Source organism: Microbacterium sp. (assembly GCF_047607225.1).
GTDB lineage: Bacteria > Actinomycetota > Actinomycetes > Actinomycetales > Microbacteriaceae > Microbacterium.
On sequence record NZ_JASGDO010000075.1, the window covers coordinates 1 to 18,113 of the forward strand.

18 protein-coding genes are annotated in these 18,113 nt (G+C 69.1%); 7 read left to right on the forward strand and 11 right to left on the reverse strand.

Annotated features, from left to right (window positions below):
* Positions 1-167 precede the first annotated feature (167 nt).
* From QM591_RS15530 to QM591_RS15545, 4 genes are read right to left on the reverse strand one after another with little or no spacing between them, the layout of a single operon-like run.
* Positions 168-992 (reverse strand): SDR family NAD(P)-dependent oxidoreductase, encoded by an 825-nt coding sequence (locus QM591_RS15530; protein WP_415133690.1) that lies wholly within the window; start codon positions 990-992, stop codon positions 168-170.
* A gap of 2 nt (positions 993-994) precedes the next feature.
* Entirely contained in the window at positions 995-1,510 is a 516-nt protein-coding gene (locus QM591_RS15535) for a DUF427 domain-containing protein (protein ID WP_415133692.1), read from the reverse strand.
* Positions 1,507-2,586 (reverse strand): DNA glycosylase AlkZ-like family protein, encoded by a 1,080-nt coding sequence (locus QM591_RS15540; RefSeq protein WP_415133694.1) that lies wholly within the window; start codon positions 2,584-2,586, stop codon positions 1,507-1,509. The genes QM591_RS15535 and QM591_RS15540 overlap by 4 nt, the downstream gene beginning before the upstream one ends.
* A 13-nt stretch (positions 2,587-2,599) precedes the next feature.
* A complete protein-coding gene (locus tag QM591_RS15545; protein ID WP_415133696.1) occupies positions 2,600-3,244 on the reverse strand; it encodes a DUF4386 domain-containing protein in 645 nt (214 codons plus the stop codon).
* Positions 3,245-3,380: 136 nt separating this feature from the next.
* Between QM591_RS15545 and QM591_RS15550 the strand changes: the two genes are divergently transcribed.
* Positions 3,381-4,049, forward strand: coding sequence for a TetR/AcrR family transcriptional regulator (locus tag QM591_RS15550; RefSeq protein WP_415133698.1), 669 nt, complete (start codon positions 3,381-3,383; stop codon positions 4,047-4,049).
* Positions 4,050-4,095: 46 nt separating this feature from the next.
* On the forward strand, positions 4,096-4,479 hold the full coding sequence (locus QM591_RS15555) for an HNH endonuclease (protein WP_415133700.1): 384 nt from the start codon (positions 4,096-4,098) through the stop codon (positions 4,477-4,479).
* A gap of 6 nt (positions 4,480-4,485) precedes the next feature.
* Here QM591_RS15555 and QM591_RS15560 read toward each other — a convergent pair whose 3' ends face one another.
* On the reverse strand, positions 4,486-5,925 hold the full coding sequence (locus tag QM591_RS15560; protein WP_415133702.1) for a dihydrolipoyl dehydrogenase family protein: 1,440 nt from the start codon (positions 5,923-5,925) through the stop codon (positions 4,486-4,488).
* 107 nt (positions 5,926-6,032) lie between these two features.
* Here QM591_RS15560 and QM591_RS15565 point away from each other — a divergent pair, with 107 nt between their 5' ends.
* The 4 genes from QM591_RS15565 to QM591_RS15580 are packed head-to-tail and all read left to right on the forward strand — an operon-like array spanning position 6,033 to position 9,257.
* Positions 6,033-6,887 carry an ABC transporter ATP-binding protein gene (locus QM591_RS15565; protein WP_415133704.1) on the forward strand — a complete coding sequence of 285 codons (855 nt, stop codon included), beginning with the start codon at positions 6,033-6,035 and terminating at the stop codon, positions 6,885-6,887.
* Positions 6,884-7,561, forward strand: coding sequence for an ABC transporter permease (locus QM591_RS15570; RefSeq protein WP_415133706.1), 678 nt, complete (start codon positions 6,884-6,886; stop codon positions 7,559-7,561). The genes QM591_RS15565 and QM591_RS15570 overlap by 4 nt, the downstream gene beginning before the upstream one ends.
* Entirely contained in the window at positions 7,558-8,277 is a 720-nt protein-coding gene (locus tag QM591_RS15575) for an ABC transporter permease (RefSeq protein ID WP_415133709.1), read from the forward strand. The genes QM591_RS15570 and QM591_RS15575 overlap by 4 nt, the downstream gene beginning before the upstream one ends.
* 53 nt (positions 8,278-8,330) lie before the next feature.
* Complete coding sequence (locus tag QM591_RS15580) at positions 8,331-9,257, forward strand: ABC transporter substrate-binding protein (protein ID WP_415133711.1); 927 nt, start codon at positions 8,331-8,333, stop codon at positions 9,255-9,257.
* A gap of 65 nt (positions 9,258-9,322) precedes the next feature.
* On the opposite strand, the gene QM591_RS15585 is transcribed toward QM591_RS15580, so the two are convergent.
* The 5 genes from QM591_RS15585 to QM591_RS15605 all read right to left on the reverse strand — a co-directional run bounded on the left by QM591_RS15585 (position 9,323) and on the right by QM591_RS15605 (position 14,863).
* Entirely contained in the window at positions 9,323-10,639 is a 1,317-nt protein-coding gene (locus QM591_RS15585; protein WP_415133713.1) for an LLM class flavin-dependent oxidoreductase, read from the reverse strand.
* Positions 10,636-11,973, reverse strand: a complete 1,338-nt coding sequence (locus QM591_RS15590) for an O-acetylhomoserine aminocarboxypropyltransferase/cysteine synthase family protein (RefSeq protein ID WP_415133715.1) — start codon at positions 11,971-11,973, stop codon at positions 10,636-10,638. The genes QM591_RS15585 and QM591_RS15590 overlap by 4 nt, the downstream gene beginning before the upstream one ends.
* Positions 11,974-12,062: 89 nt before the next feature.
* Positions 12,063-13,019 carry a squalene cyclase gene (locus tag QM591_RS15595; protein WP_415133717.1) on the reverse strand — a complete coding sequence of 319 codons (957 nt, stop codon included), beginning with the start codon at positions 13,017-13,019 and terminating at the stop codon, positions 12,063-12,065.
* 54 nt (positions 13,020-13,073) lie between these two features.
* The gene (locus QM591_RS15600) at positions 13,074-13,874 is read right to left on the reverse strand and encodes a methyltransferase domain-containing protein (protein WP_415133719.1); all 801 of its coding nucleotides are present in this window, start codon (positions 13,872-13,874) and stop codon (positions 13,074-13,076) included.
* A 35-nt stretch (positions 13,875-13,909) separates the two neighbouring features.
* The gene (locus QM591_RS15605) at positions 13,910-14,863 is read right to left on the reverse strand and encodes an aldo/keto reductase (protein WP_415133721.1); all 954 of its coding nucleotides are present in this window, start codon (positions 14,861-14,863) and stop codon (positions 13,910-13,912) included.
* Positions 14,864-14,962: 99 nt separating this feature from the next.
* On the opposite strand from QM591_RS15605, the gene QM591_RS15610 reads away from it, so the two are divergent.
* Positions 14,963-15,994 carry an LLM class flavin-dependent oxidoreductase gene (locus QM591_RS15610; RefSeq protein ID WP_415133723.1) on the forward strand — a complete coding sequence of 344 codons (1,032 nt, stop codon included), beginning with the start codon at positions 14,963-14,965 and terminating at the stop codon, positions 15,992-15,994.
* Between the two features lie 26 nt (positions 15,995-16,020).
* Here the strand turns inward: QM591_RS15610 and QM591_RS15615 are convergent, their stop codons facing one another.
* Positions 16,021-17,613 carry a hypothetical protein gene (locus QM591_RS15615; protein ID WP_415133725.1) on the reverse strand — a complete coding sequence of 531 codons (1,593 nt, stop codon included), beginning with the start codon at positions 17,611-17,613 and terminating at the stop codon, positions 16,021-16,023.
* Positions 17,614-18,113: the final 500 nt, after the last annotated feature.

Here is an 18,113-nt window from a genome sequence, read left to right on the forward strand (position 1 = left end):
GCGGGGCGTGGGCGCCGGGGCGTGGGCGGCGGGGCGTGCACAACACCGGACCCCCCGCCCCACACCCCGCCCACACCAGGACGACACGCCGCACGAACCCCACCACATCCGCCGTTGCGTCACCCCGTCGAGCCGGAAGGGCCGAGCGCCAGCGCCCGGGATGTCGGCTAGAGACCGAGGAGGGCGGCGCTGCGGCGCCACAGCTCGCCGGCGAGCCCTGCGTCGTCAGCGAGGGGATTCGTGTGTGCGAGCCGATTGCGCTCGTAGTAGCCGCCGCGACGCCAACGGACCCCGGGTTCACCCTCGGCGAGCCAGGTCAGTCGCGCACCGCCGGTCTCGGTGGATGTGAGCACACGGCGCGCGAGCGGGTTGTGATACAGGAACTCCCACGGCCCCCCAGCGCCGGCGGCAAAGCTGGTCGCGACGACTCCCGGGTGGAACGCGACGGCCGAGAGCGCCGGTCCGAACCTCCGATCGAGCTCTCGCGTGAACAGGATGTTGGCGAGCTTCGCATCGCCGTAGGCCGTGCCGGGATTCCACCGGCGCTCGCCCTGCAGGTCGTCGATGTCGAAGCGCGCGAACCGGCGGGCCGCCACCGACGCGGTCTGGATCACCGCTGCGCGGCTCAGACACGGCATCAAGAGGTGGGTCAGGAGGAAGGGCGCCAGGTGGTTGACCTGGAAGGTGCGTTCGAAGCCGTCGACGGTCACGGCGCGCGGGGATGGCATGACCCCGCCCGCATTGTTGGCGAGCACGTCGATCGTCGTCGCCTCCTGCGCGAGGTCGTCGGCGAGACGGTGCACCTGGTCGAGTTCGCCGTAGTCGGCGAGAAAGAACCGGGCCCCGATCTCCGTGGCCAGAGCACGGGTCTTTTCCGGATGGCGCCCGACGACGATGACGCGATGCCCGTGAGCGCTGAGCTGCCGAGCGGCGGCGGCACCGATGCCGTCGCTGGCGCCCGTGAGCACGATCGTGCGCGAATCGCCACTCATCCTCACCACCCCATCGATCCCTGCACTCCTTTGAAGGGCCCGACGACGGCCGCCGTGATCCACCCGCCGTAAAAGCCGCCGGGCTGCGGCTGCACGGTCTCGCCCGCCACGGTGCACCGATCCATCGCTCCGGCGTACACGGCGACGCGGCCGCGCAAGCCCTCGAAGCCGGGAGCGGGATCGGGATATCCCCATCCCGCGCGTTCCCGCACCCGCCCGCCGCCCACGACGTCGACGTACGAGGCCATCCCCTTGAACTCGCACAGCGACGATCCCTCGGCCGGCTTCAGGGCTCCGGCGACGAACGCAGCGACCGGCAGGTAGTAGACCGGTGGATGGCTCGTCTCGAGCACCCGCACGACGTCGGTGGTATCGACGATCACCTCACCACCGAGCTCGATCGTCACCCGCTCGCACACCGCGTCCACGCGGGGCGGGCGGGGATAGTCCCATACCGACTCCTGCCCGGGACCGATGGGATCGGGCGTGACCGGGGGAAGGCGGCGACGGGGCCTCATGACAGCCCCACGACGGGGACTCCGAGCCAGTCGCCGAGGTCACGAATCTCCGCGTGCACCATCTCGACGTCGTCGTCATCGAAGGGGCTCATCTCGTGGATGGCGGCCACGACGAGGTTCTCCTTCTTCTTGTCGAGCGCGGCGTCGAGCTGGCCGACGAACCGGTCGCCGATGAGGATCGGATGAGCGAAGTAGCCGTAGCGGCGCTGTGATGCCGGCTTGAACTGCTCGAGCACGTAATCGAACGAGAACAGCTCGGACAGACGAGGCCTGTCGAACAGGATCGGATCGTACGGATTGAGGATCGCGACGCGCCCGCCCGGGTCGTCGTCGAGCGCCGCGACGGCCGCGGGATCGACCCGCCACTTCCAGGCGCTTCCCTCGACCGTCGCCGCCTCGCCCGCCATCCCGACCGGCGTCCACGACGACTTCTGCCGCGCGATCCCCGCCGCCTGAAGTCGGCGCTCCTCCAGCAGGCGGGTAGCCTCCTCGTCGCTCAGCTCGGGGAGGGAGGCCGGGTAGACGCGGTCGCCGATGTCCCAGACGCGCTGTCGCCCCTCTCGACGGACGATGCCCACTTCGCCGAGGTAGGACAACAGCTCGAGCATGCGCGGCACCTGGTTGGAGCCGTACCAGCCGGCTTCGTTCTTGTGCGCCACCTGACTCGTGTCGGGGATCTGCGCCGCCAACAGAGGGCCCTCCGCGCGCAATCGCGCGAGCACGTCACTGCGGAAGCGGGCGTTGGCTGCGAGCCACTCCGAGGCCTGCGCCCGGAAGACACGACGCCGCATGCGGGCCACCAGGGCCGGCATGAGACTGACCGGCCGGAAGTGACCGTCGTACTCGAAGAGGAGCCGGTCGTCTTCGACGGCCTTCTTGAGCTGGCCGGTCTCGTACGCCCAGCCGATACGCGCCCACGGAATCGCCTTCTCGGAGGTCGTGATCACGGCAGTGGGATCGATCTTGATGGCCGCCAGTTGCTCGGCGACCTCGACGACGTCGCCGGGGCGCTGAGCGTCGAGGAGCTGGGCCCGGACCGCGATGCGGCGTGCGTCGTCGCGGCTGAGCTCATGCATGTCACGACAGTAGCTACCGCCTCCGACGTTGCGACACCTCGCCCGTGGAGTCGGTTCCCGTGCAGCCTCCCCCGCCACGCACGAGCAGCCAGGCCCCGAGAGAGAACTCCCAGAGCGCGATGGGAAGCGCCAACAGCCCCGCAAGGCCGGAGACCTGATCCACCACGCCCAGGACGGACAGCATCGCCGACACCGCCAGCACGGGCGAGCCGACCAGGCCCAGGACGGGGATCGCGCGCGGCACCAGCCGGGCTCGGATCACGGCAGGAGCGAGCAAGGCTGCGTTGACCGCCGGCATCAACCCGGGGCCGAGCAGGAACACCGCGTCGTGAACCGGGATCAACGAGCGCTCTGCGCCGCCGATCAGCGCGAGCACGACGGCCACCCCGATCAGCACCAGGGTCGCCTCCATCGTCCGTGCGGCCAGGAAGCCGAGGGCGAGCGTCTCGGAGCGGCGTCGAAGGAGCGGGAAGAGGGCGACCGCCGTGCCGACGCAGGCGAACGCCAGGACCACCTCGAGCACCGATGCCGCTGCGGCGGCCTCGGGCGCCGATCCGTCTCGCAAGAACGCCGTCTTCCACAGGAGAGCGGGGATCGATGTGGCGAACGTCACGAGGTAGAGCGCCCCGGCGAGCCGGGCTCGATGCTGGTCGGTCATGGTTTTCCTTCAGGGAGACGGGATGTGGTTCGAATCGGGTGTACGGCGTACACCTGTTCCTTCACCTTAGGTGTACGCCGTACACTTCGCAATGGTGAGACGTCTCCCGCGCAACGACATGGCAGAGAATGGAGCAATGTCCTCCTCCGGTGATCGACCGCGCTTGACGCGCGACCGTGTCGTGGCGGAGGCGATCGCGCTGGCGGACGAGCAGGGCCTGGACGCCGTGAGCATGCGGTCGCTGGCCGTTCGGCTCGGCGTGGTCCCGATGGCGCTCTACAAGCACGTCCCCGACAAGGAGGGCCTCGTCGCGGCGATGATCGATGCCGTCGTGGCCGGGTTCCCCGCGGTCGCCCAGCCCCAGCCGTGGCGCGACACGCTGCGGACGCGGATCCGCAACGCCCGCCAGGCGCTGGGACGCCACGGGTGGCTGCAGGGGGCGATCGAGGCGGCACCTCAGCCGACGCCGGCCGTGCTGGCCCATCTGGACGCGGCGACCGGCGACTTCCTCGCCGCGGGGTTCTCGGTCGATCTCACTCATTACGCGATGCACGCGCTCGGCAGCCGCGTGTGGGGGTTCTCCCCCGAGGCCTTCACCGGACGACCCCCCGCCGAGGCGCTGAACGAGCAGTCCGCCCGCGCGGCCGCCGAACGCTTTCCGCACATCGCCGCCGTCGCCGCCGACGCGGCGATGCGTCACCCGTCCGGCGCGTGCGAGCCGGACGGCGAGTTCGACTTCACCCTCGACCTGATCCTCGACGCCGTCGCGCGCCTCCACGACGACGGATGGACCTCACGCCCGTGAGCGCGCCGCCGACGCGGGTGCGAGCCCGGTCGATACCCTGCTCCTCATGACCACCCCGCGCGCTCGGCCGTCCCCTTCGCGCCGCGCGCGAGCAGCGCGGCGGCGCTCCCGCCGGGTCGCCGCCTCGGGGAGCGACCTCACCGCGCAGGAGTGGTACCGCATCCTCGACGCCTGGAAGCGATGCGCGTACTGCGGCGCCGACGGAGCCGCCCTCCAGAAGGACTGCGTGCTGCCCATCTCGCGCGGGGGCCGGTACACGCTCGAGAACGTCGTGCCCGCGTGCCGCTCGTGCAATGCGAGCAAGTGCAACGAGGAGGTCACCTCGTGGATGCGCCGTCGGCGCCTGGACGAACCGGCCTTCCTCGTCCGCTGGTACGAGGTCACGGCTGCCCTCCGCGGCGCCGACCGCGTCGACGACGGCGACGACTGACGCGCGTCAGCCGGCCTGCGGCGCAGCGCCCGGCCTCCCCCAGGCCTCGAGCCATCGCAGCCACACCTCGCTGACGGTGGGATACGCGGGCACCGCGTGCCAGAGCCGTTCGAGGGGCACCTCGCCCACGATCGCCACCGTTGCGGCATGGAGGAGCTCCGCCACATCGGGGCCGACGAAGGTCGCCCCCACGAGCACGCCGCGGTCCTCGTCCACGACGGCCCGGGCCGTGCCCGCATAGGAACGTGCGTATGTGCTCGCCCCGGCCACCCACGACAGGTCGTAGTCCAACGCGCGAGCGCGCAGGCCGCCACGCTGCGCCTGGGCGAGCGTGAGCCCCACCGAGGCCACTTCGGGCTCCGTGAACGTCACCTGCGGCACCGCGGCGTGGTCGGCGGTGGCGACGTGAGCGCCCCACGGCGCATCGTCCACCTCGCGACCGAGAGCCCGCGCGGCGATGACGTCGCCCGCCGCGCGCGCCTGGTACTTGCCCTGGTGGGTCAGGAGCGCCCGGTGGTTCACGTCTCCCACGGCGTAGAGCCAGTCGTATCCGCGGACACGCAGCGTGTCATCGACGTCGAGCCACCCGCCCGGCTCGATCCCGATCTTCTCCAGCCCGAGATCCTGGGTGCGGGGAACGCGGCCGGTCGCCACGAGCCCCTCCGTCGCACGCACCTCGGTGCCGTCGTCCAGGGTGACGACGACGTCGCCGCCCCCCTCCCGCACGACACGTACGAGGTCGACGCCGGTACGGACGTCGGCTCCCGCCGCCCGCAGACTCGATGCGACACGGTCGCCGGCGAACGGCTCCGCACCGCGCAGGAGCCCCGAACGCGCGAGCACGGTGACCCGTGTGCCGAAAGAGACGAACGCCGTGGCCATCTCGCACGCCACGACGCCACCGCCGATGATGACGAGCGAAGGCGGGACGTTCCGGACGGCCGTGGCCTCCCGGCTCGTCCACAGCTGCGCGGCGGCGATCCCCTCCACATCGGGAAGGAGCGACGCCGTCCCGGTGCACACGGCGACGGCGTGCCGCGCGCGCAGCACGCGGTCGCCGACCGTCACCTCGCGCTCCCCCGCGATCCGGCCGTGACCGCGTACGAGGTCGATGCCCGCACCCTCCAGCCATTCCACCTGTCCGCTGTCGTTCCAGTCGTGGACGATCTCGTCGCGCCGACGGAGGGTCGCCGCGACATCCACCCCGCCGGTCACCGCCTCTGCAGCGCCCGGGACGTCCTTGGCCGCTCGGAGCGCCGCCCCGGCGCGCAGCAGCGTCTTCGAGGGCATGCACGCCCAATACGAGCACTCGCCACCGACGAGCTCGCTCTCCACGATCACCGCCGAGAGCCCGCCCTGCACGGCGCGGTCGGCCACGTTCTCCCCGACAGGCCCCGCACCGATGACGATCAGGTCGTAGTTCGCAGTCTCCACCCGTCCACGCATACCGGAGTGTGACGCTGTGTGCCACCCCGTTCCCGAGTGTCGGACACGTGTGGTTGGGTGAGGCACGGGAATCTGTCCCTCTGTCCTCACGTCGAATCGGAGACGACATGTCGATCGAGTTCCGCGCCGTCACGAAGCGGTTTCCCGACGGCACAGTCGCCGTCGACGACTTCAGCCTGGTCATTCCCGCGCACAAGACGACCGTGTTCGTGGGATCGTCCGGGTGCGGGAAGACGACGCTCCTGCGCATGATCAACCGACTGATCGAGCCGACAGGGGGCGAGATCACGATCGACGGTGACAGCATCCTCGATCGCGACCCGGTCCGTCTGCGGCGCGGAATCGGGTACGTCCTGCAGAACTCGGGCCTGCTCCCCCACTTCACCGTCGCCGACAACATCGCCACGGTCCCCGTGCTGGGAGGAACACCCAAGCGCGTGGCCCGCGAGCGCGCGCTGGAGCTCCTGGACATCGTGGGGCTCGACCGCGCCCTGGCCGACCGCTATCCCCGCCAGCTGTCGGGCGGTCAACAGCAGCGCGTCGGTGTGGCGCGCGGGCTCGCCGCCGACCCGAACATCCTCCTCATGGACGAGCCATTCGGTGCCGTCGACCCGATCGTCCGCAAAGAGCTGCAGGCCGAGACGCGACGGCTCCAGCGCGACCTCGACAAGACCGTCGTGTTCGTCACCCACGACATCGACGAGGCCTTCCTGCTCGGCGATCAAGTCGTGATCCTCCAGAAGGGGGCCCAGATCGCTCAGGTCGGGAGCCCCGACGAGATCATCGAGAACCCCGCCAACGACTTCGTCGCCGACTTCGTGGGACTGGAGCGCGGGGCGCGGGCCCTGCGCACTAAGCACACCCCGCGCGGCACCGTCCTCATCGACGACAGCGGACGTACGCAGGGCGTCCTGGTCGGAGAGGCCCCCGCCGAGCATCCCGCCGCCGAGGACCGCGCATGACCTGGATCCTCGACAACCTCGACCTCATCGGGCGCCTGAGCCTGGTGCACCTGCGCCAGAGCCTCATCCCGATCCTGTTGTCGTTCGTCATCGCGGTGCCGCTCGGTTGGCTGGCCTGGCGCTACACGGCGCTGCGCGGTGCGACCCTCACGACGATCGGCCTGCTCTACACGATCCCGTCGCTCGGGCTGTTCGCCGTCCTCGCCGGAGCAGGCATCCCGCTCCTGTCGGAGGCCAACCTCATCACGGCGCTCACGATCTACGGCGTCGCCATCATGACGCGATCCGTGACCGACGGCCTCGATGCGATCGATCCCGCCGTGCGCGCGTCGGCCGTGGCCGTCGGATTCGGCCCCTGGCGCCGCTTTTGGACGGTCGATTTCCCCCTCTCCGGACCGGTGCTCCTGGCCGGCATCCGGGTGACGGCCACCTCCACGATCGCCCTCGCGACCGTCGGTATCCTCATCGGCATCCAGAACCTGGGCCTGCTGTTCACCGACGGATACCAGCGGCGCATCGTCGAAGAGGTGCTGTCGGGAGTGGTGGCCGTCGTCGTCATCGCCCTCCTCATTGACCTCGTGCTGGTGCTCCTGGGCCGGCTCCTCATGCCGTGGCTCCCTCGACGGCAACGACGGTTGCCGGTGCGCGCGCCGCAGGCGGTGGTGCAGGCATGAACTTCTTCCTCGACGCCTTCGGCTGGATCTTCTCGCCCGACCGGCTGGAGGGATACCTCCCCCTCCCCCTCGCGATCGGGCAGCACCTCGCCTTCACCTTCGGCGCCGTCGCGATCGCGGCCGTCATCGCCATCCCGCTCGGCTGGCTGATCGGCCACACCGGCCGCGGCCGCGAGGTGGCGGTGGCCCTCTCCGGCGCCGCACGAGCGTTGCCCTCGCTCGGGCTCGTCCTCCTGCTCGTGCTCCTGATCGGCGTGATCCACAAGACCGAGGCCGCCGTGATCTCGTTCGTCCTGCTGGCGATCCCCTCGATCCTCGCCGGCGCGTACGCCGGGTTCGAGGCCATCGACCGCACCGTCATCGACGCCGGTCGGGCCATGGGGATGACGCCGTGGCAGGTGCTGTGGAAGATCGAGGTGCCGCTGGGGCTGCCGCTCCTGATCGGCGGCATCCGCAGTGGCGCCCTCCAGGTGGTGGCCACCGTCACGATCGCCGCCTACGTCGGCCTCGGCGGGCTGGGCTTCTTCTTCATCCAGGGCATCCAGCTGCAGCGGTTCGAGCAGATCCTCGGCGCCTCGCTCGTCGTCATCGCCTTGGCACTCGCCGTCGACGGCGTGTTCGCCCTGCTGCAGCGACTCGTCGTGCCGCGGGGCGTCGCCGTCCGCTCGCCCGCCCGCGACCGCCGTCGCCCCGCCGCCGTGGCGACCTCCACCTGACCCCACCGTCCGTCACCATCCCGCGCCTACAGCACACCAGAAAGGCACCTCACATGTCCCGCATTCGCTCCCGTTTCACCGCGGCGGCCGGCCTCGTCGCCGTCGCCGCCCTAGCCCTGGCCGGCTGCGCGTCCTCCGATCCGCTCGGTGGCGACGCCTCCAGCCCGGCACCCACCTCCGGCTCCGGCACGGGGTCGTCCACGATCGTCGTCGGCTCGCAGGCGTACTACTCGAACGAGATCATCGCCGAGATCTACGCACAGGCTCTGGAAGGCGCCGGGTTCACCGTCGAGCGCAAGTTCCAGATCGGGCAGCGCGACCTCTACATCCCGTCGCTCGAAGACGGCAGCGTGCAGCTGTTCCCCGAGTACACCGGCAACCTGTTGCAGTTCTTCGAACCCGACACCACCGCGACGACGTCCGAAGACGTCTACGCGGCGCTGGGGAACGCGCTTCCCGAGGGCCTGACGGTGCTCGACCAGTCGTCGGCGACCGACCAGGACTCCTACAACGTCACGGCCGACTTCGCGCAGAAGAACAACCTCACCTCGCTGGAAGACCTCGCCGGACTCAGCGGCCTCACGCTGGGCGGCGCTCCCGAGCTGGAGGAGCGCCCCTACGGCCCGAAGGGTCTGAAGTCGGTCTATGGCGTCGACGTCGCCTTCTCGGCGACCGCCGACACCACGGTCGACGAGCTGGTCGCCGGCAACATCCAGATCGCGAACGTCTACAGCGCCGATCCGCGCATCCAGACCAACGACCTCGTGACGCTGGAAGACCCGAAGGGCCTGTTCCTCGCCTCCAACGTGGTCCCGGTCGTCAACTCGGCCATCGCCGACGAGATCGCCGATGTGATCAACCCGATCAGCGCGGCGCTGACCCCCGAGGGCCTGGTCGCCCTGAACGTGGAGTCGACGGAGCAGAAGCGCTCGTCCGCCGACATCGCGAAGGACTGGCTCGCCGCCAACGGCGTCGGCTGATCCGATACACGAGAACGGCGCCCCGGATCTTCCGGGGCGCCGTTCTCGTGTGTGTGTGATGCCGACTAGAAGGCGCGGAGCGTAGCGTGGAGGCCGCCATCGATCAGGTCGCGACGGAGGATGCCGCGCCGTCGCAGCACCGGCACGAGCTCGTCGAGCGTGCGGTGGATCGTCACGGGGTGGAGGTCACCCCACAGCAGGATGCCGTCGTTGCCCCAGTCGCCCAGCTCTTCGATGAGGTCGGCAAACTCGTCGGCCGTTCCGACGAAACCGGTGCGATCGGAAATGCGACCGAGGCGCGCGAGCGCCGCGAGATGGGTCCGCAGGGGCGTGGAGGCCACATCGCGATCGCCGGTGAGTCGGCGGATGCTGCCCTGGGAGACGTGCTCGCCGAAGATCCCGAGATCCAGCGGCGCATCGAGGTCGAGTCCGGTGAGGTCCGTCTCGAGGTCGCTCGACTGCCGCCGCGCGATGAGGCGCAGTGTGTCGTCGTCGGGATCGGCGGCCGCCGCGACGAGGCGGTCGGCCTCTGCCGCGCTCGCGACGATCGTGGGTTGGATCGCGAAGAGGATCTTGATGTCCTCCGGCGTGCGGCCCCGCTCGATGGCCGCGGCGTGGATGCGGGCGCGGTACTCCCGCACGCTCTGTTCGTGGAGGGGTGCGAGGGCAAGCTGGATATCGGAGTTCGCGCCGGCGAAGGCGAGACCGCGTCCGGATCCACCCGGCGAGGCGATCACGGGTTCGCCGTGCTCGAACGGGATGGCGTTGAGGGGGCCGTCGAAGGCGAAATACTCGCCGCGATGTCGGACGGCGTCCAGCCGTGAGCCGTCGGCATAGACGCCCGAGACCGGATCGGTCACCAAAGCGCCGTCTCCCCAGCTCCGCCAGAGCGCGCGAAGACCGCTCAGCCACTCCTCGGCGCGGTCGTAGGCGGCATCGTGACCGAGTTGTGGGGCATCCCCGAAATGCCGGGCGCTGGCCGTGTCGGTCACGACGTTGAGCCCCAGACGGTGACCGGACAGGTGCTGCAGCGTCGCGAACTGGCGAGCCGCGGTGTACGGCAGGTACGCGGCGGGATTGACGGTGGGGATGATCCCCAGATGCGTCGTGGCGGCGAAGAGATACGGCGCGAGAAGGAGCGGATCGTGCTTGGGTCCTCCGAACGCGTGCCGGACACGGAGATCGATCGTCGCCGCCGACCCGAGCGACGGGGCGTCCTCGATCAGCACGAAGTCGAATCCCGCGCGCTCCAGTTCACGCGCCGACTGTTGATACAGCTCGGGCGACGTCCAGCGCCAATCCCAGTCGAGCGAAGGGCTCCCCCACCCGTGCGGACCGAAACCGCGCGCCAGGAACCAGCCGAAATGCTGCTGCCGGCTCATACCGCCACCCGCGCGCGTGCCGATGGAGCGGAGGCGTCCACGGCGGCACCGGAGGCGGCGAGGGCCCCCGCGAGGTCGGCGATGAGGTCGGCGGAGTCCTCGATGCCGATCGAGAGGCGGAGGGTACCGGGGAACACGCCGACCGCGGCCTGCTCCTCCTCGCTCAGCTGCAGGTGACTCGTGGAGCCGGGGTGCAGCACGAGCGATCGGACGTCGCCCAGGTGAGTCATGTGGGTGAACACCTGCAGCGCCTCGACGAAGCGCCGCGCCGTGGACTCGTCGCCGGCGAGCGTGATCGTGAAGACCGATCCGAACCCCCGCGGCAGGATCTCGGCGGCGAGCTCATGGTCGGGGTGAGAGGAAAGGCCCACGTAGTCGACGGCGGCGATTCCCGGCTGATCCTCCAGCCACCGGGCGACGGCGAGCGCGTTGGCGGACTGACGGTCCACGCGCAGGCTCAGCGTCTCGATGCCCTGTGCGATGAGGAAGGCGTTCAGCGGCGACGGCGTGGGGCCGAGCCGCGGCGCCACGCTCTCGCGCGCGTAAGCGAGGCGGGCGTTCCCGCCGACGCGATCGACGAGGCTGGGCGCCCCCCGACGCCCCGGCGCCACGAGGTGCGGGAAGAGCGCACCCGACGAGATGGGGTCGAACCGGCCGCTGTCGACGATCGCACCGCCGAGCACGGCTCCCTGTCCGGCGAGGAACTTGCTGGCCGAGTGAACGACGACATCGGCTCCGTGCTCGATCGGACGGAACAGGTAGGGCGTCGCGAACGTGTTGTCGATGACCAGCGGAATGCCCCGCTCCCGCCCGACCCGCGAGATCGCGGCCACGTCGATGAGGCGGTTGGTGGCATTGGAGATCGATTCGCCGAACAGCAGTCGAGTCTCGGGCCGGATCGCCGCGGCCCACGCGGCGGGATCGCGGATGTCGTCGACGAAGTCGACCTCGATGCCCAGTCGCGAGAAGTTGTCGAGGAAGAGGCCCCGCGTTCCCTCGTAGATGTGTCTCGAGGACACGATGTGGTCCCCGGCTCCGGCCAGGCTCAGCACCGCGATCGTGGTGGCGGCCTGGCCACTCGCAAGGAGCAGCGCCCCGCTTCCACCCTCGAGCGACGCGAGCGCGGACTCCGCGGAGGAGACGGTGGGATTGCCCGTGCGCGTGTAGGCGAAGCCGTCGCCCGCGCCGAAGTGCGCCGAGGCCTGCTCGTACTCGTCGAACGAGAACCCCGCCGTGAGGTAGATCGGGGTCACCCGCGGCGAGCCGCCGTCGGTACGGTCACCGTCGTGCACCTGTCGCGTGGTGAACCCGCGATCCGTCGAACCACCGCTCATGCGCGCCCTTCCTCTCGGCCGGGCCTCACCCCGCCGAGAGCCATCATGGGCTCACGCGTCGCGGTTCGCCTATTCGCGGTGTCGCCGTGTTACGCGGCGCGATCCCACCGTCGCAGCGCGCGCTCGGCGAGGAAGGTCACCCACTTCGAGGGTTGCCCCGGGGGAACGTCGTGCGCCACCCACGTGTCGCCTCCGAATCGCCAGCCCTGATCCCAGCGCCCGTCGTTGCGCCGCGCCGCCCGCAGACGCGCCACGGCCTCTTCGGCGCGCGGGTCGTTCGGCGCGCCGTCCCACTCCGCGGCCTCGGTGACGTGGTCCACCGCCTTCAGCAGCGTGAACGGCGCGCGGTAGGGGTACACGATGAGGTCGGTCCACGGCCCCACCTGCTCGCCCGTCGACGCCCGGTACCGAAGCTGCCGGCTCAACAGGTACTCCTCACCACGGTGTCGCGCATCGCGGACGCTCGTGTCACCCGTGAGCTTCTCGTACGCCAGGAGCCCGCGCACCGCGTTGATCGTGGAGTGGAACGACGACCGCGTCGATCCTTCCACCCACTCGCAGTTCCACCCGCCGTCGGCGAGCGCGTGCGCCGGGAACCACGCGGCGAGGTGCGACATGTCCTCCCCCAGCCACGCGCCATTGGCGAGGGTCATGGCGTTGATGCACACGTCCACCTCGCCGTCCCAGTAGGGCAGGTCGTCGTACTCCCACCGGCTGTGCGCGCGGAGTTTGTCGGCGGTGCCGTCGAGGACGCGCGGGTCGAGCCCCCACTCCCGCAGGCTCGTCAGAGTCCACGTGGTGGCGGTGTAGGGCTGCTCGTTCTGCGGGGGATGTTCGGTCATCGTCGCCGGGAAGAACGCCCCACCGGCCCATTGCCCGTCGTCGTCCTGATGCGACAGGAGCGTCGCACCGTCTCCCTCGACCGCGATGCACGCCCGCGTCTGCTCCCAGACCGCGCTCGGAACCTCGAGCAGATCGCGTTCCACCTGCCATCGGAGGGTGGGGTCTGAATCCCGGAGCCATTCGTGGACGGTCGCCGACGTCATGCGCTCACGCTACGCCGGGGCCCCGACACGGTCGAGGCGCCCTGCGGCAACGCGTCAGCCGCGCGCGAGGATCTCGCCGTGCGGCATCAGCAGCCATCCGTCCTCGCTGTCCGCCCACTCGCGCCACCCAGCGCTGATGCGTTCGAGCGCCGCCCGGTCGGCGATCCCCCGGCGGAGGACGTTCTCGGCGAACGAGGAGTGCAACGCGCGATCGGCCCACGCGCCACCCCACCACTGACGCGCCTCCGGGCTCTCGAAGAGCCAGATCGAAGCGGAGGAGGTCACCTCCGCGAACCCGGCCTCCCGCGCCCACGCCTTCAGCCGGCGTCCCGCGGCCGGCTCGCCGCTCGTGGCGCGGTGGCCGGCGAGGTAGACCTCGCGCCACTCGTCGAGCCCGGGCGGCTGAGGCCACCAGATCACGCCCTCGTAGTCGACTTCGCGCACGGCGACGACACCGTCGGGTGTGCGCACACGACGGAACTCGCGAAGCGCATCGACGGGTCGGCTCAGGTGCTGCAGCACCTGATGGGCGTGCACGACGTCCCATTCCCCGTCGCCCGACGAGAGCGCGTAGGCATCGTCGACGGCATACTCCAGGGTGTCGATCCCGAGGGCCACGCGATCCGCCTCGGCGGCCTCGATGACGTCCGCCGCCGCGTCCACGGCTCGCACGCGACCCGGCGAGACGGCGCGGGCGAGGTCGGTCGTGATCGTGCCGGGCCCGGCGCCCACGTCGAGCACGGACATCCCGGGACGGAGTTCAGGCAGCAGATACGCGGCCGAGTTCGCCGCCGTGCGCCGGCGGTGCACCCGCAAGACGCTCTCGTGATGTCCGTGTGTGTAGTCGTCGGCCATCTCCCCATCATGCGGCCTGAGCGGAGCGCGCGATGTCACATGTCGGTCGGCGTCCACTCCGAGACGGCGTCGAGGTCGGCCACCTCCTCGGCGGTGAGATCCACGCGCGCGCCGTCGAGGAGGTCGCCGACCTGCGACACCCGCGAGGCGGAGGCGATGGGGGCGACCACGGCCGGCTTCGCGCGGAGCCAGGCCAGCGCCGTGGCCGCGATGGAGACCCCGTGCGCGGCGCCGATTCGCTCGAGGGTGTCGATGATCTGGAGGCCCTGCGGCGTCGCGTACTCGACGGCGGCACCTGCCCGGGGCGAATCGTGTCCGTCGGTGTCGGCCGAGCGGTACTTGCCCGTGAGGAACCCCTTCGCGAGCGCGAAGTACGGCACGAGACCGAGACCGTTCTCCTCCGCGAGCGGCACGATGTCGCTCTCGATCTCCCTGTGCACGAGGTTGTAGTGCGGCTGAATAGCCACGGGCTCGGCAACGCCCAACTCGCGCGCGATCCGCACCCATTCGGCGATCCGGTCGGCGGAGTAGTTGGAGACGGCGGTGTAACGCACCAGGCCGTCCTCGACGAGGCGACCGAACGCGGCGACCGTCTCCTCGAGCGGAGTGTCGGCGTCGTCGAAGTGCGCGTAGTACAGGTCGATCCGCTCGACTCCGAGCCGCTGCAGCGACGCCTCGGCGGCGGCCCGGACGTTGGTCGCCGACAGGCCGCGGAAATCGGGGTGCTGGCTGACCTTCGTCGCCACGACCACGTCGTCGGAGGCGCCGCGGGACGCCAGCCATTCCCCGATGAGCGTCTCGCTCTCGCCACCGCTGTTGCCCGGCACCCAGGCGCTGTAGGAGTCGGCCGTGTCGATGAAGTCGCCTCCTCCCTCACGGAAGGCGTCGAGCACGGCGAACGAGGTATCGCGGTCGGCGGTCCAGCCGAACACGTTGCCGCCGAGGGCGAGAGGGAAGACGTCGAGGTCAGAGGATCCGATGCGGGTCATACCCGTGACCCTACGCTCCGCGGACGACGTCACGGCCCGCAGATGACGAGGTTTTACATTCAGTGGAATGCACTGGCTCGGCGTATCGTTGACACCGACATGCAACGCTTCGGAACTCTCTCGTTCGGCCATTACGGACCCCTCGGCGGCGGGCGGGAGCTCACCGCGCGTGACTCGCTCCACCAGGCGATCGACCTCGCTCAGGGCATGGACGACCTCGGCGTCAACGGCGTCGCGTTCCGGGTGCACCACTTCGCGCGCCAGCAGGCCTCTCCCATGCCGCTCCTGGCGGCGATCGCCGCGACCACGCAGCGGATCGAGGTCGGCACCGGCGTCGTCGACATGCGCTACGAGAACCCGCTCTACCTCGCCGAAGAGGCCGCCGCCGTCGACCTCATCTCCGACGGACGGCTCGCTCTCGGCATCAGCCGCGGTTCACCCGAGACCGTCGTCCGCGGGTACGAGGCGTTCGGCTACACCGGGTCGGAAGACCCTCGCGGGGCCGACATGGCGCGCGAGAAGTTCGACCTGTTCCTCCGCGCGATCGACGGAGAGCCCCTCGCCGAGCGCGACGCGAACAGCCCTTTCGGCGCAGGCGCGGGACGCCAGCGCATCGAACCGCACTCGGAGGGCCTCCGCTCGCGGATCTGGTGGGGTGCCGGCACCCGCGAGACAGCGGAGTGGGCGGGCCGTCAGGGCGTGAACCTGATGTCGTCGACCCTCGTGACCGAGGCGGATGGCCGCCCGTTCGACCTGCTGCAGGCCGAACAGCTCGACCTCTTCCGCGCCGCGTGGAAGGACGCAGGTCACGCCGGCACGCCTCGCACGTCGGTGAGCCGCTCGATCTTCCCGATCACGACGGCGGAGGACGAGCTGTACTTCGGCCACTCCGCCGAGGGCGACGGCATCGGCTACATCGACGGCTTCCGGTCGACCTTCGGCAAGACCTACGCCGCCGCGCCCGACGTGCTCGTAGAGCAGCTGCGCCAGGACGCCGCCGTCATGTCGGCCGACACGCTCATGCTCACCATCCCCAGTCAGTTGGGTGTGGAGTTCAACCTCCGCATCGTCGAATCGTTCGCGAAGCACGTCGCGCCGGCGTTGGGCTGGGAGCCCACCACAGCGAGCTGAGTCCGCTCTTGTAAACCTGCGCCTGTCTATCTGCGCCGAGGCGGGACCTCTTTGCGACGGTCGAAGGCCTCGAGGTCGAGCACGGCGCGACGAATCGAGCGGTAGTCATCCTTGGGGACCTCAACGAATTCAACACCGCTCTCCTCGTCCTCGATTTCGAACAAGCCCTCGGGAGCCGCGGTCGTCGATATGAGTTGGACGTAGCAACCGAAGTCGAGGGTGAACACGTCGAACCGGACTCCTGGGCGATCGTTCGCGGAGACGCCCCGCTTGATGACGTGCAGGACCCTTGAGTCGTAGAGCGACGCAACCAAGTCATGCTTGGCTGAATGACCCTGCTCCAGAAGGAAGGCTCTCGCTCGCCGCGTCCCAATTACCTCATCGATGACCCAATGGAGTAGCTCGATTGTCTGAGGGTTCGCTTGAACCGACTTCTCCTTGTCGCGCAAGTACCACTGCCGGGCAGCTTGACGAACATGTGGCACCGAAATTGGGTCGTCGGCAGCTACCTTTGCGGCAAGGATTGCAATGTTGATCGCGTCTCGCGGCACACCTTCAACAGCTCGAACGAACTCAGCGAAGGCGTTCCGCTGCGTAAACGCCTTTCGGACGAACTCGTCGGCGTCGGCGATCGACGCACGACCGTCGTCATTGAGGAACCGACTAACATGTTTGAAGAGCAACTCCGCGAAGAAGGCCTTCGCACGCTCCTCATCGTTCCCAAACACCATGAACTCGTCGAGCTCAAGATCGGCAAATATGTCAGCACCCAACTCAAACCCAATATAGCCGCCGACACCGTCCGGAGCCGAAAAATTCGATCGCTGCTCAATAGCTCCAACCTTCACACTCACATCGCGAACCGGCATCACGCACCGTCGGAGGAGATCAGCGAGAAGCGGCTGCAAATCGAGCGGTACATCACTCCACTCGTCAAGGATCAGCCAGAGTCGTCCGGGAAGGGCCTCTACCATCATACGAATTGCTGAGGATACCGCGCCGAAATGGACATTATACCGACGCGGCCCTCGAACCGAGGCATTCACTTCACTCGTGGACTGGGCGCCGGAACTGCCGCCGAACTGTGCTTTTATTCCATTTGACCCAGCGGCCAGCGACACCTGCCCAGCGTCGCTATCGACGGACTCGAGGCGGACTGACTGCTCTTCATCGCCCGTGATTCTCACGTCTGTGATGCTCGCCTCGAACAGGTCGAGCTTGTTCAGCGCATCGGTGTAGTCGAACCCATCTCCGTATGACGCCGTAATGAGCAAGCTGGCTAGCGTGTTGTAGAGGTGCGACAGGACATCCACGAGAAGTCGAGTGCCCCGCTCGGTTAGCGGAATGTTCGGGTCCGCGTAGATTCCTCCGTTTGATCCGACTGTTCGAAGGTCGACATACACCGCAACGTCACCGCGCTCGCTGACCTTCTCAGTCAGGAACTGGAGCAGGTGCGTCTTCCCCGTGCCACGACGCCCGTAGACAATCTGGTGGTCCGCCGACTGCAGGAGCTCGATGAGCGTGCCTGCGCTTACGAATGTGTCCACAAGATCACCGACTTCATTGCCCTCCGCTCGACGGACGAGTTGAAGCATCGCGGCGTTGATCGAAGAGGTCATATCGATGAACTTAGCGGAGATCGATGTCAGCCCGTGTGGGGCCAGCCCACACGATCTGTGCGCGTGGAGTTCAACCTGCGGACCGTCGAGTCGTTCTGGGAGTACCTGGCGCGCGCGTCGGGGTGGGAGCCGAACACTACGAAGGTGAGTGCGGTTGGAGTGTAAGCGCCTGCATCCTCAATCGTCGAGAGCACTGAGAGCGATTGGCGCGCCCGTCACAGACTGCTCTCGCTGATTACCAAGCGCGGCCTCGCAGGTCGATCGTCCCTTCTGTCCACGAGGCGATCTCACCGTTAACAGGCAGGATGAGCAAAGGGGGCCCCGATGGCGACAGTGCGGGGACTCCACCACGCCGGATCGAACCCTCGGGTGCCGAGATTCGACGCCGTCCACAAGATGAGTAGAACGGGACGACTTCGTCGCGACACCCTAGGTAGCCGCAGTAGATCTCTCCCGCCTCCGGCATGGATGCGGCAGCTCGGGACACCAGTCGCGAACTC